Annotated in this window: 20 protein-coding genes; 6 read left to right on the top strand and 14 right to left on the bottom strand. The window is 59.9% G+C overall.

Features of this window, described 5'->3' with window-relative positions:
• Positions 1-59 precede the first annotated feature (59 nt).
• The 6 genes from atpB to mnmG all read right to left on the bottom strand — a co-directional run bounded on the left by atpB (position 60) and on the right by mnmG (position 6038).
• Entirely contained in the window at positions 60-869 is an 810-nt protein-coding gene (atpB, locus tag AC3RCG_RS01610) for a F0F1 ATP synthase subunit A (RefSeq protein WP_046681851.1), read from the bottom strand.
• Between the two features lie 51 nt (positions 870-920).
• Entirely contained in the window at positions 921-1289 is a 369-nt protein-coding gene (locus AC3RCG_RS01605; protein WP_034752692.1) for an ATP synthase subunit I, read from the bottom strand.
• Between the two features lie 270 nt (positions 1290-1559).
• A complete protein-coding gene (locus AC3RCG_RS01600) occupies positions 1560-2444 on the bottom strand; it encodes a ParB/RepB/Spo0J family partition protein (RefSeq protein ID WP_492402466.1) in 885 nt (294 codons plus the stop codon).
• 64 nt (positions 2445-2508) lie between these two features.
• On the bottom strand, positions 2509-3279 hold the full coding sequence (locus AC3RCG_RS01595; RefSeq protein ID WP_034752687.1) for a ParA family protein: 771 nt from the start codon (positions 3277-3279) through the stop codon (positions 2509-2511).
• Positions 3280-3447: 168 nt separating this feature from the next.
• Positions 3448-4092, bottom strand: a complete 645-nt coding sequence (gene rsmG / locus AC3RCG_RS01590) for a 16S rRNA (guanine(527)-N(7))-methyltransferase RsmG (RefSeq protein ID WP_492402467.1) — start codon at positions 4090-4092, stop codon at positions 3448-3450.
• Entirely contained in the window at positions 4089-6038 is a 1950-nt protein-coding gene (mnmG, locus tag AC3RCG_RS01585; RefSeq protein ID WP_492402468.1) for a tRNA uridine-5-carboxymethylaminomethyl(34) synthesis enzyme MnmG, read from the bottom strand. The genes rsmG and mnmG overlap by 4 nt, the downstream gene beginning before the upstream one ends.
• Before the next feature lie 324 nt (positions 6039-6362).
• Here mnmG and sugE point away from each other — a divergent pair, with 324 nt between their 5' ends.
• From sugE to AC3RCG_RS01565, 4 genes are all read left to right on the top strand, one after another.
• Complete coding sequence (sugE, locus tag AC3RCG_RS01580; protein WP_070312716.1) at positions 6363-6683, top strand: quaternary ammonium compound efflux SMR transporter SugE; 321 nt, start codon at positions 6363-6365, stop codon at positions 6681-6683.
• Between the two features lie 11 nt (positions 6684-6694).
• Complete coding sequence (locus AC3RCG_RS01575) at positions 6695-7054, top strand: NADH-quinone oxidoreductase subunit A (RefSeq protein WP_070312715.1); 360 nt, start codon at positions 6695-6697, stop codon at positions 7052-7054.
• Positions 7055-7139: 85 nt separating this feature from the next.
• On the top strand, positions 7140-8297 hold the full coding sequence (locus AC3RCG_RS01570; protein ID WP_070218922.1) for an iron-containing alcohol dehydrogenase: 1158 nt from the start codon (positions 7140-7142) through the stop codon (positions 8295-8297).
• Positions 8298-8341: 44 nt separating this feature from the next.
• Entirely contained in the window at positions 8342-9133 is a 792-nt protein-coding gene (locus tag AC3RCG_RS01565) for an EAL domain-containing protein (protein WP_070219104.1), read from the top strand.
• 46 nt (positions 9134-9179) lie between these two features.
• Here AC3RCG_RS01565 and AC3RCG_RS01560 read toward each other — a convergent pair whose 3' ends face one another.
• From AC3RCG_RS01560 to AC3RCG_RS01530, 7 genes are all read right to left on the bottom strand, one after another.
• Complete coding sequence (locus AC3RCG_RS01560; RefSeq protein WP_492402561.1) at positions 9180-11243, bottom strand: 3-hydroxybutyrate oligomer hydrolase family protein; 2064 nt, start codon at positions 11241-11243, stop codon at positions 9180-9182.
• A gap of 82 nt (positions 11244-11325) precedes the next feature.
• Entirely contained in the window at positions 11326-12306 is a 981-nt protein-coding gene (locus AC3RCG_RS01555) for a branched-chain amino acid ABC transporter permease (protein ID WP_070218920.1), read from the bottom strand.
• Positions 12307-12337: 31 nt separating this feature from the next.
• On the bottom strand, positions 12338-13222 hold the full coding sequence (locus AC3RCG_RS01550) for a branched-chain amino acid ABC transporter permease (protein WP_070218919.1): 885 nt from the start codon (positions 13220-13222) through the stop codon (positions 12338-12340).
• 161 nt (positions 13223-13383) lie between these two features.
• Positions 13384-14592: an ABC transporter substrate-binding protein gene (locus tag AC3RCG_RS01545; protein WP_492402469.1), complete on the bottom strand. Its 1209-nt coding sequence runs from the start codon at positions 14590-14592 to the stop codon at positions 13384-13386.
• 70 nt (positions 14593-14662) lie between these two features.
• Entirely contained in the window at positions 14663-15391 is a 729-nt protein-coding gene (locus tag AC3RCG_RS01540) for an ABC transporter ATP-binding protein (RefSeq protein WP_070218917.1), read from the bottom strand.
• Entirely contained in the window at positions 15391-16161 is a 771-nt protein-coding gene (locus AC3RCG_RS01535) for an ABC transporter ATP-binding protein (RefSeq protein WP_035823437.1), read from the bottom strand. Before AC3RCG_RS01535 ends, AC3RCG_RS01540 begins: the two co-directional genes overlap by 1 nt.
• Before the next feature lie 133 nt (positions 16162-16294).
• On the bottom strand, positions 16295-17920 hold the full coding sequence (locus AC3RCG_RS01530) for a GMC family oxidoreductase (RefSeq protein WP_492402470.1): 1626 nt from the start codon (positions 17918-17920) through the stop codon (positions 16295-16297).
• A 1454-nt stretch (positions 17921-19374) separates the two neighbouring features.
• Here AC3RCG_RS01530 and AC3RCG_RS01525 point away from each other — a divergent pair.
• A complete protein-coding gene (locus AC3RCG_RS01525; protein WP_492402471.1) occupies positions 19375-20151 on the top strand; it encodes a 5'-methylthioadenosine/adenosylhomocysteine nucleosidase in 777 nt (258 codons plus the stop codon).
• A 76-nt stretch (positions 20152-20227) separates the two neighbouring features.
• Here the strand turns inward: AC3RCG_RS01525 and putA are convergent, their stop codons facing one another.
• A complete protein-coding gene (putA, locus tag AC3RCG_RS01520; protein ID WP_492402472.1) occupies positions 20228-23881 on the bottom strand; it encodes a trifunctional transcriptional regulator/proline dehydrogenase/L-glutamate gamma-semialdehyde dehydrogenase in 3654 nt (1217 codons plus the stop codon).
• Between the two features lie 207 nt (positions 23882-24088).
• On the opposite strand from putA, the gene AC3RCG_RS01515 reads away from it, so the two are divergent.
• Entirely contained in the window at positions 24089-24544 is a 456-nt protein-coding gene (locus AC3RCG_RS01515; protein WP_010393827.1) for an Lrp/AsnC ligand binding domain-containing protein, read from the top strand.
• Positions 24545-24577: the final 33 nt, after the last annotated feature.

Raw genomic sequence — 24577 nt, 5'->3', positions numbered from 1 at the left:
AAAATTCTCCTAAATTTAAAAACGAAAGATACTAAAAAAACAAAATATAAAGTTAATGATTAATGTTTCTCAACCGCGAGGCTCAGATACACAACCGTCAACGCCATAAACACAAAAGCTTGCAAAGTTACAATCAAGATATGGAAAATTGCCCATGGACCACCCAACGCCCACTGTGCCCACCAAGGCAACAACGCGATCAAGATGAAAATCAGTTCGCCGGCATACATATTGCCGAACAGTCGCAGCGACAGGGAGATCAGTTTTGCAACCAGCTCAACCATTTGCAGCAAGAAATTGACAGGTGCCAGGGCGATCGTGCCGATCAGGCCGCTCGCATGGAACGGTGCCGTGAACAGTTCCTTGATCCAGCCGCCCAGGCCCTTGGCCTTGATCGAGAAGGCGATCACGCACAGCACGACCGACAGCGACATGGCGAAGGTGTGGTTGACGTCGGCGGTCGGCACGGCGCGCAGTTTATGCACGCCAAACCAGCTCAGGATCTTCGGCAACAGGTCAACCGGCAGGAAGTCCATCGCGTTCAACAACCAGACCCACACAAAAATAGTGATGGCCAGCGGCGCGATGACCTTGCTTTTCGCGTGGAAGGCCCCATTAATAGTGTCATTGACGATTTCCATGACCATTTCGACGAAGTTTTGCAACTTGCCAGGGACACCAGCCGTCGCGCGGCGCGACGCCATATAGAAAACAGCCAGGAAAACAAAGCCCAGAATGGCCGAAATCCAGAACGTATCCAGATTGATCATGCCGTCGGCACTTCTCAGGTGGGCCAGATGGTGACTGATGTATTCTGTGGCGTTGGCCGGGGCAGCATGGCCCGCTTCAATAGCGTGTTCTGTGGTCATAATGAATTTAGATTTGTCGTTTCAGAGCTCAACAGGCCCCAAAACCAATGATTAAACAGCGAGCAATGAAAACCAGTATGCTAAGGTTGCCACCGCGAAACCCAAGATCAGCCATAACCAGGCGGCCGACTGAAACAACACCAGTGCCAATATAAACAGCACCGCTGTGATAAATATTTTCACCACTTCTGCGCGCAAATGCGCCCGGAATGCCTTATTGGCGTCGCTAGAACCGCGAACCACCAACAGGGCATACACCAGGCTACCGATGACTGCGATAGCGCCGCCGTATGCGGCGGACCAGCCTCTGACACTGCCACCAAAAAACAGGGTAACCGTGGCAAAACTGATAGCGATTGCTAGCTGCAATGCAACTACTTTGTAGACTGGCTTGGCAATACTTTGTTGTGAATCACTCAATTGCCAAGTTCCCAGAAAAATCTACACACGCAAAGACACGGGATTATAGTTGGCTTTGATCTATAGAGTCAAACGTTGGTGCACCGCAGCAGGGCAATTGCTGCGTGAAACTGACGCTTTACCGACTATTCGCCGCCATTTGCACCACTATATGGCAAAGTCGCTTGTCTGGCCGCTTCCAGCCGTGTTATCAAGGAATCACGTGGTGCATCCGGAAAGCATGGCCGGATCGGCCACACCCGCATGGCCCCTGTCTTTGCAGCTTGCTATTTAACCACGCAAACGTGTCAACAAGCCATCGAGCACGTCAAGATCGGCAAAATCGATGACCAATTGGCCACGGCCTTTGTTGCCCATTTTGAACACCACGGGCGTAGCCAGCGCATCGGACAGCTCTTCTTCCAGGCGCGCGATGTCGCCCGACTTTTCCTTTTGCCGCGGCTCGACCGGGTTGGCCGCTTCCTCGAGCGTGCGGGTGACGAGCTTTTCCGTTTCGCGCACCGACAGGCGCTTGGCCACGACCTGGTTCGCCAGGGTGATCTGGCTGGCCGCATCGACGGCCAGCAGCGCGCGCGCATGGCCCATGTCGATATCGCCGGCCATCAGCATGGTTTGCACGGGACTGGCCAGGTTCATCAAACGCAACAGGTTCGACACGGCGCTGCGCGAGCGTCCCAGCGCAGTGGCCGCTTGCTCATGCGTAAAACTGAAGTCGGCGATCAGGCGGTGGATGCCCTGCGCCTCTTCCAAAGGATTGAGGTCTTCGCGCTGGATGTTCTCGATCAGCGCCATGGCCGCGGCGGCCAGATCGTCCACGTCGCGCACCAGCACCGGCACTTCCGTCAGGCCGGCCAGCTGCGAGGCGCGGAAACGGCGTTCGCCCGCGATAATTTCATATTTGACAAGTCCGCTCAGGCTGTCCTGCCCGATCGGGCGCACCAGGATCGGCTGCATCAGCCCTTGCGCCTTGATCGAAGCGGCCAGTTCATTCAAGGCCCCCTCGTCCATGCGCGTGCGCGGCTGGTACTTGCCGGCTTGCATTTGTGATACGGGCAAGTTCGACGGTTGTGTCGTGTCCGGACTGGCAAAATCGCTGCCGCCGCCCAACAGGGCGTCGAGTCCGCGACCCAGTCCTTTTAATTTTTTCGTAGCCATGCTGTCCTAATCGTGTTTTCAGAGTAAGCGCTTACATCAAACCGTGCAGGCGCCCGCCTCTTGTTTACATATGTTTGATGCGCTCGACCATCTCGGCGCCGAAGGCGATATACGCCTGGGCACCTTTCGAGCTGGGGTCGAAGGTCACGCCGGGCAAGCCGTACGACGGCGCTTCGGCCAGGCGCACGTTGCGCGGGATGATGGTATTGAAGACCTTGTCGCCGAAGTGCTGTTCCAGCTGCGCCGACACTTGTTGCGATAATGTCATGCGCGGATCGAACATCACGCGCAGCAAGCCGATGATCTTCAAATCCGGGTTCAGGTTCGCATGCACCTTCTTGATGGTGTTGACCAGGTCGGACAAGCCTTCCAGCGCGTAGTACTCGCACTGCATCGGGATGATCACGCCATGCGCGGCGCACAGACCGTTCAGGGTCAGCATCGACAATGCCGGTGGGCAATCTACCAGGATGAAATCGTATTCGCCGTCCACTTCGGCCAGCGCATCCTTCAGGCGGCGTTCGCGGTTGTCGAGTTCGACCATCTCCACTTCGGCGCCGGCCAGCTCGCGGTTCGACGGCAAGACATCGAAGCGCCCCGCTTCCGAACGCTGGCGTGCCGTCTTCACATCGGACTCGCCCAGCATGACTTCATAGGTCGACGCCTTCAGGCCGGCCTTGTTGATGCCGGCGCCCATGGTCGCATTGCCCTGCGGGTCGAGGTCGACCAGCAGCACGCGCTGGTTCAACTTGGCCAGACCGGCGGAGAGGTTGACGCTCGTTGTGGTTTTACCAACACCACCCTTTTGATTTGCTACACAAAAAATTTTGGCCATGTATCTTCTAGTTGTAAAGAGATGCAAACTTCATCGTGCGCCCCGGCATCTGGCCGAAACGATTTATACTGTTTATTTTATTTATACGATATAAATCGTTTATACGGTTTATATTATTTATACCGTATAAACTGTTTATATGATTTATACCGTTTAATTCCGCGGCCTTTAAATTCTTGCTATAAAGACCAGATGACGCTCTGCATTTAGCCCTGGCACCTGGATCGCCCGTAATTCCGTCACTTTCCAGTCTGCCGGCAGTCGCTCTCTCTCGTCTGGCGGCGCCACCCCTTTCAAGGCGATGAATTGCCCGCCCTCGGCCAGCACGTGGTGCGACCAGTTGACGAAGTCGGACAGGTCGGCAAAGGCACGCGAGGTGATCACGTCGAATTTTTGCGCCACTTCCAGCTGTTCCACCCGTTTCGTGTACACGGTGACGTTGGCCAGGCCCAGTTCCGCCTTCACTTGCGTCAGAAAAGCCGTCTTTTTATGCACCGTGTCGATCATCGACACCTTCACATCGGGCCGCGCGATGGCCAGGACCATGCCCGGCAAGCCGCCGCCGGCGCCCACGTCGAGCACATGCTTTGCATCCGCGAACGCCGGTACGGCCGCCAGCGAATCGAGCACGTGCAGGGTCAGCATCTGCAGGGGATCGCGCACCGACGTCAGGTTGTACACGCTGTTCCATTTGGCCAGCAAGGCCAGGTAATCGAGCAGTTTTTCCGTCTGATCCGCGCTCAGGTCGAGCCCCAGCGCGGCGATGCCTTCATTCAAAATGGGGGCCAATGCGGCCCGGTCAAACTGCTTCATTCAACAACCTCGTCCTTTAAAGTGGTGGTCTGTATTTCGGCTTGCCCTGCGCCAAAACCGCGCTTTTTCAGATGCACCAGCAGCAGCGAAATCGCCGCCGGCGTCACGCCCGATATGCGCGATGCCTGGCCCAGGGTTTCCGGGCGCTGCTTGTCGAGTTTTTGCCGCACTTCGACCGACAGCGCGCCGATATCGAGGTAATTGAAACCTTCCGGCAAGGCCAGGTTTTCATAGTGTTCGTGGCGCTCGATTTCCTTGCTCTGGCGCTCGATGTAGCCCGCATATTTGAGCTGGATTTCCACCTGCTCGCGCACGGCGGGGTCTTCCACGCCGGGGCCGGCCAGGGCCTGGCCTTCCATGCCCGTCATGCTCATCAGGGTGTCGTAGGCCACGTTCGGGCGGCACAGCAGGTCCGCCAGCGAGTACTCGCGCTCGATGGCCTGGCCCACGATGCGTTCCGATTCGGCGGCCGCCAGGATGCGCGGATTGACCCACGTGGAACGCAGGCGTTCGAGCTCGCGCGCCACCGCTTCGCGCTTGGTCTCGAACGCTTGCCATTGGGCGTCGCCCACGCAGCCCAGCGCGCGCCCGATTTCCGTCAGGCGCATGTCGGCATTGTCTTCGCGCAGGCTCAAACGGTACTCGGCGCGGCTGGTGAACATGCGGTACGGTTCCTGCACGCCCTGGGTGATCAGATCGTCGACCAGCACGCCCAGATAGGCCTCGGAGCGGCCCGGTACCCAGGCTTCCTTGTCCTGCGTCAGCAAGGCCGCATTCAGGCCCGCCAGCATGCCTTGCGCGGCCGCTTCTTCGTAGCCGGTGGTGCCGTTGATCTGGCCGGCGAAGAACAGGCCCGCGACGGCCTTCGTTTCCAGCGACGCCTTCAAGCCGCGCGGGTCGAAATAATCGTATTCGATGGCGTAGCCGGGACGCAGGATATGCGCGTTTTCCATGCCCTTCATCGATTGCACCAGGGCGATCTGCACGTCGAACGGCAGGCTCGTGGAGATGCCGTTCGGATAGAACTCATGCGTCGTCAAACCTTCCGGCTCGAGGAAGATCTGGTGCGATTCCTTGCCCGAGAAACGGTGGATCTTGTCTTCGATCGAGGGGCAGTAACGCGGGCCCACGCCTTCGATGACGCCCGTGTACATGGGGCTGCGGTCCAGGCCGGCGCGGATGATGTCATGCGTCTGGCTATTCGTGTGCGTGACCCAGCACGGCACCTGGCGCGGATGCATGGCCGTGTTGCCCATCACGGAAAACACGGGCACGGGATCGAGGTCGCCCGGCTGCTCTTGCATCACAGAAAAGTCGATCGTGCGGCCATCGATGCGCGGCGGCGTGCCCGTTTTCAGGCGCCCTTGCGGCAGTTTCAGCTCTTTCAGGCGGGCCGACAAGGAGATGGCGGGCGGGTCGCCGGCGCGGCCGGCCGAATAATTATTCAAGCCCACGTGGATCTTGCCGTCGAGGAAAGTGCCGGCCGTCAGCACGACGGCGCGCGCGAGGAACTTCAGGCCGATCTGCGTCACGGCGCCGACGACCCGGTCGCCTTCGACGATCAGGTCATCGACCGCTTGCTGGAACAGCCACAGGTTGCTCTGGTTTTCCAGGCGCGTACGGATGGCGGCCTTGTACAAAATACGGTCGGCCTGGGCGCGCGTGGCGCGGACTGCCGGGCCTTTCGAGGAATTCAGGATGCGGAACTGGATGCCGGACTCGTCGGTGGCAATCGCCATCGCGCCGCCCATGGCATCGACCTCCTTGACCAGGTGGCCCTTGCCGATGCCGCCGATGGAGGGGTTGCACGACATCTGGCCCAGTGTCTCAATATTATGCGTGAGCAATAGCGTCTTCTGCCCCATGCGGGCCGAAGCGAGGGCCGCCTCGGTACCGGCGTGACCACCACCGACAACGATGACGTCGAATTCTGTAGGAAATAACATGATAAATAGGTAACAGTGCAAGTAAAAATGCGGGAAGAGAGCTCCGATTATAGAGTCTTTTTGCGAACGCAACCTTCCATGGGCCAATTTTTGCTTAATTTTTACTCAGTGAGGGCAAGTCGACAGCGATTTTTGTTTCACGTGGAACACGCCCAGGCGCCAGGACAGGCCCGCGCCGCGCTGCGGGGTCCGGCAATGTTTGCTACAATTGCCGCATCGTTCGCCCCATGTTCACGCCAGTGGCCAGCGCGACGATCATCCAGGAGGACGGCCTCCCCCATCATGGGAACACACCGGGACGGCCCGCTCTGTATAGGAGCCGCCATGGCCTGGATACTTTTAATAATTGCCGGCATGTTTGAAGTCGTGTGGGCATACTCGATGAAACTCTCCGAGGGTTTCACCAGACTCACTCCCTCCGTGATTACCGTGCTCATGATGATGGCCAGCTTCGGCTTGCTGTCGCTGGCCATGCGCACCCTGCCCCTGGGTACGGCCTACACCATCTGGACGGGCATCGGTGCCGTCGGCGCCTTTATCGTTGGCATCGTCTTTCTGGGCGAGCAAGTCAATACCATGCGCGTGTTCGCCGCCGTCCTCATCGTGTGCGGTATCGTGCTGATGAAACTGTCATCGAGCCACTGAGAGGAATCCCCATGCTCCTCGAACACTATTTTCCCGTCCTGCTGTTCATTCTGATCGGCATCCTGGTCGGCATCGTGCCCATGCTGCTGGGACGCGTACTGGGGCCGCACAAGCCCGATCCGCAAAAAATGTCACCGTACGAATGCGGCTTCGAGGCGTTCGGCGATGCGCGCGTGAAGTTCAACATCCGCTTCTACTTGGTCGCCATCCTGTTCATCCTGTTCGATATCGAGGTGCTCTTCCTGATGCCGTGGGCGGCCAACGTCAACGAACTGGGCTTGCCCGGCTTCTGGGCCGTCATGGGCTTTCTCGGCGTGCTGGCCATTGGCCTGGCCTATGAATGGAAGCGCGGCGCGCTCGAGTGGGAGTAAGCGCCGCTTTTGGTTCCACGTGAAACAGGCACGTGACAGGAAAGCGGAGTATGCTGGACTTCTGTCTTTACTGTCAGGAGCATGCATGTCCGCCTTCCAGTTCCGTACCGTGCCGCATCTGATCGTTGAACCGGGCGCCGCGGCCCAACTGGGCGCCCATATCGCCCACCACTTCCCCGCCGTGCGCCGCGCCCTGGTCGTCACCGACGCGGGCTTTTTACGCACGGGTCTGGCCGATGCACCGTTGCGCAGCTTGCAAGCGGCCGGCATCGAGATGCATGTCTTTTCCGACGTGCAAGCCGATCCGCCCGAAGCCGTCGTGCTGGCTGGCGTGGCCCAGGCCCAGATGTTTCACGTGGAACTGATTATCGGCCTTGGAGGCGGCAGCTCGCTGGACGTGGCCAAGCTGATCGCCGTGCTGGCGCCCGGCCACCAGGAACTGACCCAGCTGTACGGCATCGGCAACGTGCACGGTCAGCGCCTGCCGCTGGTGCAATTGCCGACGACGGCCGGCACGGGCTCGGAAGTCACGCACATCGCCATCGTCACCACGGGCGCCACCAGCAAGATGGGCGTCGTCGCGCCGCAACTGTATGCGGACCTGGCCATCCTCGACGCCAGCCTGACCCTGGGCTTGCCGCCCGCAGTGACGGCCGCCACCGGCATCGATGCCATGGTGCATGCGATCGAAGCGTACACCAGCCGCCTGCTGAAAAATCCCTTGTCCGACATGCTGGCTACCCAGGCACTGTCGCTGCTCTCCAGCAACTTGCTCGCAGCCTGCCGCGATGGCAGCAACTTGCCGGCGCGGCAAGCCATGCTGCTGGGCGCCATGCTGGCCGGCCAGGCGTTTGCCAACGCACCCGTGGCTGCCGTACATGCGCTCGCCTATCCCATCGGCGGCCTGTTCCACGTGCCGCATGGCCTGTCGAACGCGCTGGTGTTGCCGCACGTGCTGCGTTTTAATCTATCCCATGCGGCGCCCCTGTATGCGCAACTGGCGACCGTATTGGAACCCGGCATCACGGGCAGCGAGGAAGCGCGGGCCGAGGCCCTGATCGACGCCATGCAGGACATTGCCGTAGCTACCGGTATCGCGCGCACCTTGCGCGAAGTGGGCATCACGTCCGGCGACCTGGACCGCCTGGCCGATGAAGCCATGCTGCAAACGCGCTTGCTGGGCAACAATCCCCGTCCCCTCATGCGCGCCGATGCGCGCGCCATCTATGCGGCCGCACTGTGAACCAGCAGACGGAATCTGCCAACCCGCCCAGCTACACTGACGCCATGACGCCTCCCGACATCCCCATTCATCCCGACAGCACCCACTTTCCCTACGGTGCCTGTGCCGGCTGCCATGACAGCGCGCCGCTGCCGTTTGCCTTCGAGTATGCCTATCAGCCCATCGTCGACCTGGCCACGCGCAGCATCTATGCGCACGAGGCGCTGGTGCGTGGCCCGAACGGCGAAAGCGCGGCCAGCGTGCTGGCGCAAGTCAACGACGCCAACCGCTACCGCTTCGATCAGGCGTGCCGCGTCAAGGCCGTGGCCGGTGCAGCGCGCCTCGGCATGCAGGGCTTCCTGTCGATCAATTTTTTGCCCAACGCCGTCTACCGCCCGGAAGTGTGCATCCGCAGCACCCTGGAAGCGGCCAGGCTGCACCGCTTCCCTACCGACAAGATCATCTTTGAAGTGACGGAAGGCGAACGGGTGCAAGACCGTCCCCACCTGGTCGAGATCTTCCGCGCCTACCGGCGCTTCGGTTTCCAGACGGCCATCGATGATTTCGGCGCCGGCTATGCGGGCTTGAACCTGCTGGCCGAATATCAGCCCGACATCATCAAGATCGACATGGACCTGGTGCGCGGCATCGATACGCAGGCGCCGCGCCAGGCCATCGTGCGCGCCATCGCCAGCCTGTGCCGTGAGCTCGGTATCCGCGTGCTGGCCGAAGGCATCGAGACACGCGCCGAGCGCGACTTCCTGGCCAGCTGCGGCATTTCACTGATGCAGGGCTACTGGTTTTCCAAGCCCGTCTTCCAGGGACTGGGCCAGATCGCCGAGTCGGCCTGGGAATAAAAACGGCCACGTGAAACGTGGCCGCAGGTTTCACAAGCGATACAGCCTAGTTCGGAATATCCACCTGCGTGCCCGTCACGCTGACGGCATTGGCGGGCGCCGGCGCCGTGGCGATCGCTGGCACGTTGACATTCGTGATCAGGGTCGACGCATCGGCACGCGTCACCGTGCGCACTACCTGCGATGGCGGCAAGGCTTGCTTGGCGTTCAAGTGCGCATACATGGCGTCCAGCGCCCGGTTCAGGTAGACGTGCAGCGGTACGATCAGGGTCGGCAAGGCGCTGCTGAAGGAATCGAAATGGTTGGCATTGGTCACCTCGATATAGCGTAGCCGGCTGGCGGCCCCTTCCACGGCGGCGTTCAGGCCAAGATAGGCGCGCGAGGCGTGATTGACGGGAATCAAGGTGTCGCTGCGGCCATGCACGATGATGGCCGGCTTGCCCTGCAACTTTCCGCTGGCCGCGACTTCGGCCATGCCGGCCCGCACGCGCACGCTCTGCCCGCCCAGGGTGCCCTGCAAGTTGGCGCCGCTGACGGCGTCGCGCCCCGTCGCCAGGCTGCGCAGGCACAGGAAGCCGTCGAGCGACTGGTCCGCCAGGCTGGTCGATGGCGACACGCCGGCCGTGTAGACTTTGGCGCCGCCCACGCTGTTGTCGTACACGACATTGCCGAGGATGCCGTTTTGCGCGGCAAAGCTGGCAGCCTTTTGCGCCGACGTGAACGCGATCGGATTGCCGCTGCCATCCGTCTGCGCAAACGTGAAACCGCACACTTTATCGGTCACGGAAAATTTCCCGTAGGCATACGCATACGTGACGGCTACGAGGATGTTCGTGCCCGCGTGCGAAGCCTGCAGCGGATCGGAATCGACCAACCAGCCATACGCGCGCAAGCGCTGCTTCGCGTCCGCCTGCTGCGCCGCCAGGTCGGCGCCGTTCAATAAGCCCTTGGCCACCAGCGCCGTGCAGCGTCCCGCATTGCCGGGCACGGAAGCGATGCACGGCTGATACAGGGCCGCATAGGTGGCGTAGTCGAACAGCGCGCGGCCCGGATTGGCCACCACCGCCCCGCCCTGGCGCACGCTGTAAGCGTTAGATGCCGCCGGCTGGATTTGCGGTTCGCTGGCCGCCACGCCGCTGATCAAGCCTTTCGTATCCTGTTCCGCCGCCAGCAAGGCCGAGCCGGCGCCGTTGGAAATGCTCGAGGCGATCGTGATGGTGTTCTTTGGCGTCAGGCGCACGATGCGCGAACTGCCGTCGCGGGCCAGCACGCCGTAGCGTTCATTCAAGACGTAAAACGCCATCTCGACCGCCTGCAAGGTGACCTTGCCCCAGTCCTTCTCCGGGTTTTGCTGCGAGTGCGCATGCTTGAAGGCGATGCGGTTCGGATAGGCGCCAGACCAGGCCAGCCGGTCCGCGTCGCTCAAGTCGGGCGCGAAGAGCGCGTTCTTGCCGGCGGCGACCCTGCCCGCGCGCACGCCGTTCTGCAGGTTGACGCTGTCGTCCTCGAACACATACAGGCCCGTGCCGGAACCCTTGTCCGCATACGCCACGGCGCAACCTTTTTTCAGGCCCCATTCGCCCGAGCTGCCGATGGCGCCGTAAATGCCGCGCGAGCCGCTGGACGTGCCCGTGACGATGCAGGCGCGGTCCGGGTCGAAGCTGGCCGGCACCTGCACCATCAGGGTGACGTTTTTCTTGCCCGTGCCATTATCGGCATAGGCGATGTATTCGCTGCCCGCGACCAGGCCCTCGCCGCTACCCACGTTGCCGGCTGCATCCACGTTCGGCCCGTACAGGGTGCCGTAGCCGCTGTTGGCGGCGATGTCGAGCACGGCGCGGTAATTGGCATAGATCGCATTGCGGCGCAGCTCGAGCGGCGTCGGCTGTTCCGCATTCGCATACGCGGGCGTGGCGCCCGCCAGCCCAGTCTTGCCCAGCCCGGCCGTCAGCAGATCGTTCGTCTTGCCGTCGTAGTCGGCGCGCGTGATGGTGCCCAGGTAGCCGGGCATCTGGTTCAGCTCTTCCGGCGCATGGTTGCTGCCGCAGGCTGCCAACGCCAGCAGGGTGCACAGGCTCGTGCCAACAGTGCCCGCGCGCGTGATCGTCATTTGCATGGTGGTTCTCTCCGTTGAAGTAACAGTGGACGCACAATGAAAAACGCCGGACGAATCGTCCGGCGTTGCTTGAAAATCAGACAGCGGCTTTGGCCGCCCTGCCGCCGAAGCGCGCGATGGCTTCGCCGACGATGCCGCGCCGGAACAGCAGCACGCAGATGACGAAGATCACGCCCGTGACCATGCCCACCGATTCGCCCAGGGTACCGAACCACTCGATGCCCGTGTGCGTGGCCAGGTAGGTGCCGACATCGCCCAGCTTGTTTTCCAGCGCGATGATCAGCACGGCGCCGAGGATGGGGCCGGACAAGGTGCCCATGCCGCCCACCAAGGTCATCAGCACGACCAGGCCCGACATGCCCCAGTACACATCGGTCAAGGTCTCAAAGCCCAGCACCAGGGTCTTGGTGGCGCCGGCCAGGGCGGCCAGCGACGCCGACAGCACGATGGCCATCAGCTTGTACTTGTTGACGTCGTAGCCGAGCGAGATGGCGCGTGGTTCGTTTTCCTTGATCGCCTTGAGCACCTGTCCGAACGGCGAATGGATGGTGCGCACGATCAGGGCGAAGCCGGCGACAAAAATGGCCAGCACGACGTAGTACAGTACCGTGTCGTTGGCCAGGTCTATCGTACCCAGCAAGGTTCCACGTGGAACACCCTGCAAGCCGTCCTCGCCGCCCGTGAACGGCAGGCGCAAGGCCAGGAAGTACACCATCTGCGCCAGCGCCAGGGTGATCATCGTAAAGTAGATGCCCTGGCGGCGGATCGCCAGGCCGCCGATCACCAGGCCCAGCAAGGCGCCCGTGGCGACGCCCGCCAGCAAGCCCAGTTCCGTCGGCCAGCCCCAGGTGCGCAGCGCATAACCGGTGACATAGCCGGCGCCGCCAAAAAATGCCGCGTGGCCGAACGACAGCAAACCCGTGTAGCCGATCAACAAGTTGAAAGCGCAGGCAAACAGGGCAAAGCACAGCAACTTCATCAGGAAGACGGGGTAGCCGTAAAACGGGGCCGCCAACGCCAGCAGCAGGGCAATGGCGTAGCCTACATTCTTATTCATCGTGGTAGCTCCAATACATGACTGATGAGGATTACTTTTCTTTGCCGAACAGGCCGGCGGGACGCAGCAGCAGCACGATGACCATCACCACGAACACCACGGTGGCCGAGCCTTCCGGGTAGAACACGCGGGTCAGGCCCTCGATCACGCCCAGGCCCAGGCCCGTCAGGATGGAACCCATGATGGAACCCATGCCGCCGATCACCACCACGGCAAATACGACGATGATCAGGTTCGAGCCCATCAGCGGCGAAACCTGGATGATCGGCGCCGCCAGCACGCCGGCGAAACCGGCCAGCGCCACGCCGAAGCCGAAGGTCAAGGTCACCATCAGCGGCACGTTGATGCCGAACGCCTCCACCAGTTTCGGGTTTTCCGTGCCGGCCCGCAGGTAGGCGCCGAGCTTGGTTTTCTCGATGACGAACCAGGTGGCCAGGCAGACGGAGAGCGAGGCGATCACCACCCAGGCGCGGTAGTTCGGCAAGATCATGAAGCCGAGGTCCGTCGCGCCGGCCAGCGCTTCGGGTACGGCATACGGCTGACCCGAGACGCCATAAAACGAGCGGAACACGCCCTCCATGATCAGGGTGATGCCGAAGGTCAGCAGCAAGCCATACAGGTGGTCGAGTTTATACAGCCAGCGCAGCATGGTCTTTTCGATCAGGATGCCGAGCAGGCCGACGAGGATCGGGGCGATGACCAGCATGGCCCAGTAATTGATGTCGAAATAGCTGAGGCCCATCCAGGCCAGGAAGGCACCCATCATATACATGGCGCCGTGCGAGAAATTAATAACGTTGAGCAAGCCGAAGATGACGGCCAGACCGAGAGACAACATGGCATAGAACGAGCCGTTGACGAGACCCAGCAGCAGCTGGCTCATCATCGCTTGTAATGGAACGCCGAAAATTTCCATGGCATCACAGTATAAAAAGCACCGCCGGGTAGCGGTGTGGTATCAAGGGAAACGCGCCACCGCAAACGGGTGCGGCGGCGCAAGGCGAACCCTGCGAGCGAAGCGCATGCAGGACAGAGCGCCCGCGCGGCGGCGGGCGATCCACAGGGATTGCTACAGCGTTACTTCCACAGCGAACACTTCGATTCGGCCTTGGTCACATACGCCTGTGCACCGGGCACGGTGGCGACCACCTTGTAGTAATCCCATGGGTATTTCGACTCGGACGGTTTCTTGACTTCCATCAAATACATATCGTGCACCATGCGGCCATCGGGGCGTACTTCGCCATTCTGGGTGAACATGTCGTTGATCTTGGTCTTCTTCAGATACGCCATGACTTTCTCGGTGTCATCCGTGCCGATCGCCTTGACGGCTTTCAGGTAGTTCGCCGCGGCCGAATAGTCGGCCGCCTGCAGCATCGACGGCTCCTTCTTCATCTTGGCGAAATAGCGTTTCGACCAGGCGCGCGTTTCAGGATTCAAGTCCCAGTACCAGCCATCGGTCAGGTACATGCCCTGCGTCAGGTTCAGGCCCAGCGAATGGATGTCGTTGATGAAGATCAGCAAGCCGGCCAGTTTCATCGATTTCGTCAGGCCGAACTCGTTGGCCGCCTTGATGCTGTTGATGGCGTCGCCACCCGCATTGGCCAGACCGAGGATCTGCGGTTTGGCCGCTTGCGCCTGCAGCAGGAAGGACGAGAAATCCGAGGCGCCCAGCGGATGCTTGACGCTGCCCAGCACCTTGCCGCCGGCCGCCTTGACGACCTCGGCCGTGTCTTTTTCCAGCGAATGGCCAAACGCATAGTCGGCCGTCATGAAATACCAGTTCTTGCCGCCCTGCTTGACGATGGTGCCGCCCGTGCCGCGCGCCAGCGCCACTGTGTCGTAGGCGTAATGCACGGTGTACGGCGTGCATTCTTCGTTCGTCAGGCGCGAGGAGCCGGCACCGATGGCAATGAAGATTTTCTTCTTTTCCGCCGCGACCTTGGCCATGGCCAGGCTGGCGCCGGAATTGGTGCCGCCGATCAGCATGTCGACGCCCTGCTGGTCGAACCATTCGCGTGCCTTCGAGGCGGCGATGTCGGCCTTGTTTTGATGGTCGGCGGAAATGAATTCCACCTTTTTGCCGGCCAGTACCACGCCGGCATCGGCGATCGCCATCTTGATGGCTTCCGCGCCACCGAGGCCGTCGACGTCGGAATACACGCCTGACATGTCGGAAATAAAACCGATCTTGATGGTATCGCCCGATACCTGGGCGTGCGCGGCGGCGGAAAAGCCCAGGGCGCAAAGAGTGGCGGTGGCAATGGCGATAGCGTTACGTTTCATAGTGTCTCCGTTGGGATTATTGTTTGCTATTTAAACGATTGCTCGACGACGATACGGAACTACATGGGCATTACACGCCAAGCAGCTCGGTCAATACCGGCATCTTGGCTTCCAGTTCGGATGCAGCAAAAGTCTCGACGATCTGACCGTGCTCCATCACATAAAACCGGTCCGCCAGCGGCGCGGCAAACCGGAAATTCTGTTCCACCATGACGATGGTGTAGCCCTTTGCCTTCAGGGTGGTAATCATGCGCGCCAGGCCCTGCACGATGACGGGTGCCAGGCCTTCGGAAATTTCATCGAGCAGCAGCAAACGGGCGCCCGTGCGCAGGATGCGCGCCACGGCCAGCATCTGCTGCTCCCCGCCCGACAGGCGCGTGCCCTGGCTGTGGCGGCGCTCCTGCAAATTCGGGAACATGGCGTAGATTTCCTCCACCGACATGCCCTTCTCGCCGCTGGCCAGGGTCGGCGGCAGCAGCAGGTTTTCCTCGGTCGACAGCGACGAGAAAATGCCGCGCTCTTCAGGACAGTAACCGATACCCAGGTGGGCGATTTTGTGCGTGGCCAAACCTATCGCTTCGCTGCCATTGACTTTGATGGAGCCCGTGCGTGCGCCCGTCAGCCCCATGATGGCGCGCAAGGTGGTCGTGCGGCCGGCGCCGTTGCGGCCCAGCAAAGTCACCACTTCGCCCTGCTCCACTTTCAGGTTGACGTCGTGCAGGATGTGCGATTCGCCATACCAGGTGTGCAGTTGCGTAATTTCCAGCGCGGGTGCGCCACCATTCACTTGTGTCGCCATCAATGCGCCCCTTCCAGTTCGGCGTGGGTGGTGCCCATGTAGGCTTCCATCACTTGCGGATTGCGCGACACTTCCGCGTAACTGCCCTCGGCCAGCATGGCGCCGCGCTGCAGGACGGAAATCTTGTCACAGATGCCAGAGACCACGCTCATATTGTGTTCCACCATCAAAATCGTGCGGCCGGCCGACACTTTTTTGATCAGCTCGGTGACGCGGTGCACGTCTTCGTGGCCCATGCCTTGCGTCGGTTCATCGAGCAGCATCATTTCCGGCTCCATCGCCAGGGTGGTGGCAATTTCCAGCGCCCGCTTGCGTCCGTAGGGCATGTCGACCGTGATGGTGTCGGCAAACTCCGTCAGGTCGACTTCGGCCAGCAAGGCCATGGCGCGGTCGTTGAGCTGGTTCAAGGCACGTTCGCTTTGCCAGAAATGGAACGAGGTACCGAGCTGGCGCTGCAAGCCGATGCGCACATTCTGCAGCACGGACAGATGCGGGAAGACGGCGGAAATCTGGAAGGAACGGATCACGCCCATGCGCGCGATCTGGGCCGGTTTGGCGGCCGTGATATCTTTCCCATTGAACAGGATCTGTCCGGATGTGGGGACCAGGAATTTGGTGAGCAAGTTGAAACACGTGGTCTTGCCGGCGCCGTTAGGACCGATCAAGGCGTGGATATGGCCCCGCTCTACCTTCAGGTTCACCTCGCTCACAGCGGTGAAACCCTTGAATTCCTTGGTCAAATTTCTTGTTTCCAAGATTACGTTTGACATCGTGTCTCCTAGTTGTACTTTTTGTACTACTTAGTCATTTTTATAATACACAACTTAAATTTAACGCACAATACAGTATAACTACGGGGATTTTTCGCCAGCCCGAATGGCGCAAACTCGCACGCTTGCCCCGCTATTTCCAGGCCGCGTGTATCATTTGCGCCGCTTTTTCCGCGATCATCACGGTGGGCGAGTTCGTGTTACCAGAAGTAATGTACGGCATGATCGAGGCATCGACGACACGTAAACCATCTACGCCGATCACGCGCAGGGAGCTGTCGACCACGCTAGAGGCCTCGCTGGCCAGACCCATGCGGCAGGTGCCCACCGGGTGGAAGATGGTGGTGCCGATCTGGCTGGCCGCCTGCGCCAGCTCTTCCTGGCTCTGGAATTGCACGCCCGGCTTGTATTCTTCGGGAGCGAATTTTTTCAGGGCCGGCGCGGCGGCGATGGCGCGCGTCAGGCGCAAGGCGTCGGCCGCCACGGCGCGGTCCTGCTCGGTACTCAGGTAATTGGGCACGATCTTCGGCGCCGCATAGCTGTCGGCGCTGGCGATGTGCACATGGCCGCGCGAGGTGGGACGCAAATTACAGACGCTGGCCGTAAACGCGGGAAACGCATGCAAGGGTTCGCCGAATTTGTCGAGCGACAGCGGCTGCACGTGGTATTGCAGATTCGGCGTGGCTTGCTGCGGGTCGGACTTGGCGAACGCCCCCAGCTGCGACGGCGCCATCGACATGGGCCCGCTCTGGAACAGCGCATATTGCAAGCCGATCTGCATTTTTCCGACGATATTGCTGGCCATCACGTTCAAGGTCTTGACGCCCTGCACCTTGTACACCATACGCAGCTGCAAATGGTCTTGCAAATTGCCGCCCACGCCAGCCGAGTCCAGCACGGGCGTGATGCCGTGTTCGCGCAGCAAGGCGGCCGGGCCGATGCCGGACAATTGCAGCAATTGGGGCGAACCGATGGCACCCGCCGTCAGCAAGGTTTCCCGTTTGGCCGTCGCCTGCCACTGCGTGCCGCCGCCCGTAAACACGATGCCCGTGCAGCGCGGCCCCGTTTCCGTCGTTTCCAGCAGCAGACGTTCCACGTGGCAGCCCGTCATGATCGTCAGGTTCGGCCGGCGCGCGGCCGGTTTCAAGAACGCTTTCGAGGTATTCCAGCGAATGCCGCGGCGCTGATTGACGTCGAAATACGCGCTGCCGCTATTGTCGCCGCCATTGAAATCGCTGGTTTTCGGGATGCCCACCTGCTGCGCCGCGTCGCGGAACGCATTCAAAATATCCCACGACAGGCGCTGTTTTTCCACGCGCCACTCGCCACCGACGCCATGGTTTTCCGAGGCACCGCCGTAATAATCCTCGCTTTGTTTAAATAGCGGCAAGACTTTGTCCCAGCGCCACGAAGCGTCGTCCGTCAGGTCGGCCCAGTGATCGTAATCGCCGGCCTGGCCACGCATGTAGATCATGCCGTTGATGGAAGAGCTGCCCCCGAGCACTTTGCCGCGCGGATAGATCAGGCTGCGCCCGCCCAGGCCCGCGTCCGCCTGCGTGGTATACAACCAGTCCGTGCGGGGGTTGCCGATGCAATGCAGATAGCCGACGGGGATGTGGATCCACACGTAATCGTCCTTGCCGCCCGCTTCCACGAGCAAAACGTTGGCATCCTTGTCGCGCGTGAGCCGGTTGGCCAGCACGCAACCTGCCGTGCCGCCGCCCACGATGATGTAGTCGTATTCGCCTGCCGATTCCAATGAAGCTCCTTTCGGTATGCCATCAAGCTGTCGCGCGGCGTGTCTCCCCACCGCGTCCCTTTACCAGAGTCTGTCTTTCTTCATGCATGCATGGCTGCTGAGCCGCCTTGAGATTACCACCAGTGCCGGGCCAGGGCGACATTAATCGTGGCCAGCGATATGGGCGAGCGTCACGCTAAGCTCAAAAACAAGGCCGCCAAGCTGTGGATAACCGTATGGATATCCACAGGTACGATATGTGAGTAAACGAAAATTTTTTTGGACGCTTTTTTTTATCCCAAAACCATCCCCGGCAGATACAACCCTTACTCAGCGTTTATCCGTACGCCAAGCGATTGTTTACAAGGATAAATCAGGACTTATCCACAGAAGATGTCGCCGTTAACTACTATTACTATTCTTGTATACGATCTTGTTAAGGTAAACCGGACAACGCGCGCTTTGTCTGCCCTTTCCTTCGGGAAGATTCACAAACCTGTCTTCAAAAAAAAACGGCGACCTGCTTTCACTGACAAAAAAAAATCGCGCCAACAACTGAGCGACGAAAACCGGCACGGCCGGCATCACGCGCACTGCACTGCCAAACCGTTTTGCAAAATGGAAACGTCAACCGTCCTGGCCAGGTATTCGGCCAAGAGACGGTGCGATGTCGAAAAGAGGGGGTATTTGAGACGATTGTGGATAAGTCACTTGATATCCACAGGATGACTTGTGAGTAAACACGAACTTTTGCGCAGGCCCGCATTTTATACAATTTTGCTCCTCGCGGGATACAGCGATTATGCACGCTTTATTTTGCGCGTAAACGGTTGATCCTGTTGAAAAAAAGTGACTTATCCACAGAAAAAAACGCGTTTACTATTACTACTATTTTTATATATAGCTCTATTGTAAAACGACAAAAAAAGCGGAAGTCCGGGGATATTTCCAAAAAGCATGCAAAAACCGTCAGAAAAAAAGCCAACGGCAACAGTGCTACCCACTGCCAAACCGTCTTCCAGGAATCACCTGGAGGCCGATGTTCGTGAAAGAACAGCGTTCATGATCGCTCAGCTTCGATTGCCAGACAGGAGTCAGTACACACAAATCCCGTCAAACATGTCACTGCAGCAAGAAAAAACGCGATTTTTGCTTGCCGGTGTGGATAAGTGCCTGCATATCCACAGGATGAGATGTGGGAAAAGTCGATCTTTGTCCACAAGCCAATTTTTATCCCAAACAAGTCCTCGCTGGATACAATGCTTGTGCGCCTACTTTTTTGTGCGCTAAGTTGATGATTTTTCGATGGTATACCGACTTATCCACAAAAAAATGGCCGTTTACTATCACTACTATTTTTATGTATACATCTTTATTTAAAACACAGAGACAAACGCGCACGGTGGAAAAGTCACCGAAACGGCTGTTTTCACCCTGTAAACCGTTTTGCAATCTCAAAAACCTGTAAAAACAGCATGAATTCACACAAAAAAATGCGTTTAGGCATCATCAGTGCCTTGCACGAAGAACAGCAGGGGCTGGTAGAAGCCATGCAAGGCCCCCAGAGGCGTTCGCACGGCATGCGTGACTACACCCTGGGAACCCTGTGGAATATCGACGCTGTGTGCGTCCTGTCGCGTCTGGGCAAGGTTGCCGCTGCCATGACAGCTTCTATCCTTGTGGAAAAGTACGGAGTTACCCACATCGTCTTCACCGGCGTGGCCGGCAGTGGGGATAAACACGTGAAAGTGGGCGACATCGTGGTGGCCGAATCGCTGCTGCAGCATGATATGGACGCCCGACCTTTGTTTCCCCGCTTCGAAGTGCCGCTGACGGGACTGCAGCGCTTCGCCACGGATCTGGAATTGAGCACGCAACTGGCAGCTGCCGCGGAAGATTTCCTGCGTGACGATGTTTCCAGCGTGCTCAAGGCGGCCGATATCGCGGCATTTGGCTTGCAGCACGCCAAAGTACACCGCGGCCTGATCGCCAGCGGCGACCAGTTCATCAGCAGCGCCGCGCATATCAACCAGCTGAAAGCGGATATCCCTGATTTGCTGGCCGTCGAAATGGAAGGCGCCGCCGTGGCGCAAGTGTGTTTTGAACTCGGCGTGCCGTTTACGGTCATGCGCACCATTTCCGACAACGCGAATGAGGAGGCGGCCGTCGACTTCATGCGTTTCGTGCAATCCGTCGCTTCGCCGTATGCGTTTGCAGTGATTCAGCAGCTATGCCAGCGCCTGGCTGGCTGATGTTTCAGCTAGCGTGCATAAAAAAAGGGCAGAACCACTGGTTCTGCCCTTTTTGCGTTGATGACCTGCTTAAATATTAGACGCTGAGCATCATCAAACTCGCGTTACCACCGGCCGCCGTCGTATTCACGCACAGCGCCCGCTCAGCGACCAGGCGCCACAGGGGGATGGCACCGTCTTGCGTGGTGGCGATGGTGGCCACCAGGGCCCCTTCCCGTGCCGCCAGCAGCGGTTTGAGCTGGCCATCGAGGCTAGGCTCGATCATGGCGATCTGGAAATCCTGCTTGACCGACTCGAGGCTGCTGACGATCTGGATGCGGTCCTTCAGCGCGGCCGGCAAATCACCCGGGATCAGCTCCGGCGCTTGCGCCAGCACCAGGGCCTGGTTACCGGTGGCCAGGACGGCCGCCAGCTGGTTCATCAAGGTGCCGGAGGTGGCCGCCGCGCACAGAATCGTGCCCCGTGCGGCAAAGCTCAGGGTATTGCGCTCGCCCGTCGGGCCTGGCAAGACGGTGGTGCTGCCCAGCAAGGTGGTGCGTGCGTATTCCTGCGCCAGTTGCTCGACCTTGTCGTGGCCATGCATCTTCGCCCACACGGTCAGCGCGTCGAGCGCGGGCGGCGCCTGGCGCTGGTGCTGCGCGCCGGCCGGCGCATTGCGCTGCAGGCGTTTCAGATACAGGGGGCCACCGGCTTTCGGTCCCGTGCCCGATTTGCCTTCGCCGCCGAACGGCTGCACGCCGACGACGGCGCCAACGATGTTACGGTTCACATAAATATTGCCCACGTGCGCGCGCTGGGTGATGAAAGCGATGGTTTCATCGATGCGCGTATGGATGCCCAGGGTCAAGCCGTAACCGCTGTCGTTGATCGATTGCACCAGTTGCGGCAGTTCGGCCCGCTTGTAGCGGATCACGTGCAGCACGGGGCCGAAGACTTCCTGCGTCAATTGCGCCAGCGACTTGATTTCCAACACGGTCGGGGCGACGAACGTGCCTTTGACGGTCGGCAAATCGAGCGAATAATGGTCGATGGCCATGGTTTTCATCTTGTTGATATGCGCCAGCAAGTTACCTTGCGCTTCCGCATCGATGACGGGACCGATATCGGTCGCCAGGCGGTCAGGATTGCCAACGCGCAATTCCTGCATGGCACCTTTCAGCATATGGATGGTCTTGTCGGCGATTTCCGTTTGCAGGAACAGCACGCGCAAGGCCGAGCAGCGCTGGCCGGCGCTGTCAAAAGCGGACGACATCACGTCCTGCACCACCTGTTCCGGCAAGGCGGACGAATCGACGATCAGCGCGTTCTGGCCGCCCGTTTCGGCGATCAGGGGAATGTCGATGCCTTCGGCCACGGCGCGCGCGGCCAGGTTGCGGTTGATCAACTGCGCCACTTCAGTCGAGCCCGTGAAAATCACGCCTTTCACGCGCGCGTCATTGCACAGGCCGGCCCCGACCACTTCTCCGCTGCCGGGCAAGAATTGCAGCGCACCGCGCGGCACGCCCGCCGCATGCAGCAATTGCACGGCGCGGTGGGCGATCAGCGGCGTTTGCTCGGCCGGCTTGGCCAGCACCACGTTGCCGGCGGCAAGCGCGGCGGCCAGCTGGCCCGTAAAGATGGCCAGCGGGAAATTCCACGGGCTGATGCAGGTGACGGGACCGAGCGCCAGGGTGTTTGGCGCGTGTTCCACCTGCGCCGCGTAGTAGCGCAGGAAGTCGACGGCTTCGCGGATTTCCGCGATCGCGTTCGGCAGCGACTTGCCCGCTTCGCGCACGGCCAGGGCCATCAGCTCAATATGGTGTTCCTCGAACAGGTCGGCGGCGCGCAGCAACGCTTGCGCGCGGACCGACGGTTCCGTCATTTGCCAATCCATGGCATACGCGCTGGCGCTGGCCAGCGCCGTTTCCACGTCGGCCGGGCCGGCTTCCATGACCTTGCCCACGACATCGTCGTGCTGGGCCGGATTGTGGATGACTTGCATCGGCGTATTCAGGCTGACGGCGCCATCGATCAGCGGCGCCGCCTGCCATGTCTGCTGCTGCGCCAGGCCGGTGGCCAGGGTGCGCAAGGTGTCTTCATTCGACAGGTCCAGGCCGGCCGAGTTCCTGCGCTCGCTGCCAAACATGTCCAGCGGCAGCGGAATCGATGGGTGCGGCAAGCCGCCCTGCAGGCGTGCCTGTTCCAGCGGATCGCGGATCAGGCTATCGATGGCCACGCTTTCGTCGACGATCTGGTTGACGAACGATGAGTTGGCGCCGTTTTCCAGCAGGCGGCGCACCAGGTAGGCCAGCAGGGTTTCATGCGAGCCGACGGGGGCGTAGATGCGGCACGGCTTGTCCAGGTTGTCGGGGCCGACGACCTGGTCGTACAGGGTTTCGCCCATGCCGTGCAGGCACTGGAATTCATAGTCGGTAATACCGTCGCGTTTTGCCCAGGTATAAATGGTCGACAGGGTTTGCGCGTTGTGCGTGGCAAACTGCGGGTAGATCAGGCTGCTGGCAGCCAGCAGTTTTTGCGCACACACGAGGTAAGAGACGTCCGTGTAGACCTTGCGCGTGTAGACGGGATAGCCTTCCTGGCCGTCGACTTGCGCGCGCTTGACTTCCGCATCCCAGTACGCGCCTTTCACCAGGCGCACCATGAACTTGCGTCCGCTGCGGTGCGCCAGGTCGATCAGGAAATCGATGGCGAACGGGCAGCGCTTTTGATACGCCTGCACCACGTAGCCGATGCCGTCGAAGCCGGCCAGGTCCGCATCGAACGCCAGTGCTTCCATCAGGTCGAGCGACAGTTCCAGGCGGTCCGTTTCTTCCGCATCGATATTGAAGCCGATGTTGTACTGTTTGGCCAGCAACAGCAACGCTTTGACCTTCGGCAGCAATTCTTCCATGACGCGGGCGCGCTGGGCGCGGCTGTAGCGCGCATGCAGGGCCGACAGTTTCACGGAAATGCCGGGGCCGTTGCGGATGCCGCGCCCGTTCGATGCCTTGCCGATCGCGTGGATCGCCGTTTCGTACGAGGCGTAATAGTTGGCCGCGTCGGCTTGTGTCAGGGCCGCCTCGCCCAGCATGTCGTACGAGTAACGGTAGCCGCGCGTTTCATTCTCGCGGCTGTTCTTCAACGCTTCCTCGATGGTTTGCCCCGTCACGAACTGGTTGCCCAGCATGCGCATGGCCAGGTCGACGCCCTTGCGGATCAGCGGTTCGCCGCCTTTGGCGATGAGCTTGGTCATGGCCGAACCGAGGCCCGATTCGCTGCTGGTACTGACCAGTTTGCCCGTAATCAGCAAGCCCCAGGTGGCGGCATTGACGAACAGCGACGGCGATTCGCCCAGGTGCTTCTTCCAGTCGCCCTTGCTGATTTTGTCGGCGATCAAACGGTCGGCCGTTTGACTGTCGGGTATACGCAACAGCGCTTCAGCCAGACACATCAATGCAACACCCTCTTCCGACGATAGCGAGAACTCGTGCATCAGTGCATCGACACCGGACGCGCGTGTGCGTTTTTGGCGCACGTTCGAGACCAGGCGATGCGCCAGCGCTTGTCCTTCGGTGATCGTTTCGGTACTGCTGGGGCGCACTTGTTGCAACAGCCACTGCACGGCGGAAACCTCATCGCGCCTATAGGCGGCAGTGATGGCGGCGCGTTGTGGTGTCGCTTCGGGCAGGATTTCTGCCTGGAACGCAGCAAAAGGAATCGGGGTAAAAGCCGAGGGGCCTGCAGGGTGCATAAGTGCTCTTTACAAGGAAAAAGGGGACGAAAACTGACGTAATTCTTGCTCTTTTTTGGTGCAAAAAAATACAGAAAGTCGGACGTTAAGATGATTCGATTGTAAAGGGGATTCTTATGGATTAATTCTGGTAATACAGGGGACTAGCAATAGATAGTTTTTGATGCGACAATTTAACCAAATAATATTAATTTGGGGGTGATAGGAATGCTGGACAAGATCAGTAAGAAAATCTTGATGGAATTGCAGAGCGATGGACGCATCAGCAATGTGGAGCTGGCCGCGCGCGTGAACCTGTCGCCGGCCGCCTGCCTGGAGCGCGTGCGCAAGTTGCACGAATCCGGTTACATCATGGGCTATACGGCCCAGTTGAACCCGCAGTTGCTCGACGTGTCGCTGCTGGTGTTCATCGAAGTGGTGCTCGATCGCACAACACCGGAAGTGTTCGACGCCTTCAAGCATAGCGTACAAATCATTCCAGAGGTACTGGAATGTCATATGGTGGCCGGCGGCTTCGATTACCTGGTCAAGGCGCGCGTCAAGGACATGGCCGCCTACCGCGAATTCCTGGGCAAGACCTTGCTGCAAAAAGGTGTGCGGGAAACCCACACTTATGCCGTCATGGAAGAGGTCAAAAACACCACCAAATTGCCAATTAAGTGACCTTGGTGCAGCCGCCCCACTTTTCTGATTGAG

The organism is Janthinobacterium sp. GW823-FHT01H08 (assembly GCF_058797855.1).
Note: the sequence above shows the minus strand (reverse complement) of the source record. Positions and strands in the feature narration are given on the sequence as shown.

What these genes read in the sequence shown, in the direction of transcription:
- atpB (WP_046681851.1), bottom strand. Translation starts at nt 869, where the DNA reads ATGACCACAGAACACGCTATTGAAGCGGGCCATGCTGCCCCGGCCAAC.
- AC3RCG_RS01600 (WP_492402466.1), bottom strand. Translation starts at nt 2,444, where the DNA reads ATGGCTACGAAAAAATTAAAAGGACTGGGTCGCGGACTCGACGCCCTG.
- AC3RCG_RS01595 (WP_034752687.1), bottom strand. Translation starts at nt 3,279, where the DNA reads ATGGCCAAAATTTTTTGTGTAGCAAATCAAAAGGGTGGTGTTGGTAAA.
- rsmG (WP_492402467.1), bottom strand. Translation starts at nt 4,092, where the DNA reads ATGAAGCAGTTTGACCGGGCCGCATTGGCCCCCATTTTGAATGAAGGC.
- mnmG (WP_492402468.1), bottom strand. Translation starts at nt 6,038, where the DNA reads ATGTTATTTCCTACAGAATTCGACGTCATCGTTGTCGGTGGTGGTCAC.
- sugE (WP_070312716.1), top strand. Translation starts at nt 6,363, where the DNA reads ATGGCCTGGATACTTTTAATAATTGCCGGCATGTTTGAAGTCGTGTGG.
- AC3RCG_RS01575 (WP_070312715.1), top strand. Translation starts at nt 6,695, where the DNA reads ATGCTCCTCGAACACTATTTTCCCGTCCTGCTGTTCATTCTGATCGGC.
- AC3RCG_RS01570 (WP_070218922.1), top strand. Translation starts at nt 7,140, where the DNA reads ATGTCCGCCTTCCAGTTCCGTACCGTGCCGCATCTGATCGTTGAACCG.
- AC3RCG_RS01565 (WP_070219104.1), top strand. Translation starts at nt 8,342, where the DNA reads ATGACGCCTCCCGACATCCCCATTCATCCCGACAGCACCCACTTTCCC.
- AC3RCG_RS01560 (WP_492402561.1), bottom strand. Translation starts at nt 11,243, where the DNA reads ATGACGATCACGCGCGCGGGCACTGTTGGCACGAGCCTGTGCACCCTG.
- AC3RCG_RS01555 (WP_070218920.1), bottom strand. Translation starts at nt 12,306, where the DNA reads ATGAATAAGAATGTAGGCTACGCCATTGCCCTGCTGCTGGCGTTGGCG.
- AC3RCG_RS01550 (WP_070218919.1), bottom strand. Translation starts at nt 13,222, where the DNA reads ATGGAAATTTTCGGCGTTCCATTACAAGCGATGATGAGCCAGCTGCTG.
- AC3RCG_RS01545 (WP_492402469.1), bottom strand. Translation starts at nt 14,592, where the DNA reads ATGAAACGTAACGCTATCGCCATTGCCACCGCCACTCTTTGCGCCCTG.
- AC3RCG_RS01540 (WP_070218917.1), bottom strand. Translation starts at nt 15,391, where the DNA reads ATGGCGACACAAGTGAATGGTGGCGCACCCGCGCTGGAAATTACGCAA.
- AC3RCG_RS01535 (WP_035823437.1), bottom strand. Translation starts at nt 16,161, where the DNA reads ATGTCAAACGTAATCTTGGAAACAAGAAATTTGACCAAGGAATTCAAG.
- AC3RCG_RS01525 (WP_492402471.1), top strand. Translation starts at nt 19,375, where the DNA reads ATGAATTCACACAAAAAAATGCGTTTAGGCATCATCAGTGCCTTGCAC.
- putA (WP_492402472.1), bottom strand. Translation starts at nt 23,881, where the DNA reads ATGCACCCTGCAGGCCCCTCGGCTTTTACCCCGATTCCTTTTGCTGCG.
- AC3RCG_RS01515 (WP_010393827.1), top strand. Translation starts at nt 24,089, where the DNA reads ATGCTGGACAAGATCAGTAAGAAAATCTTGATGGAATTGCAGAGCGAT.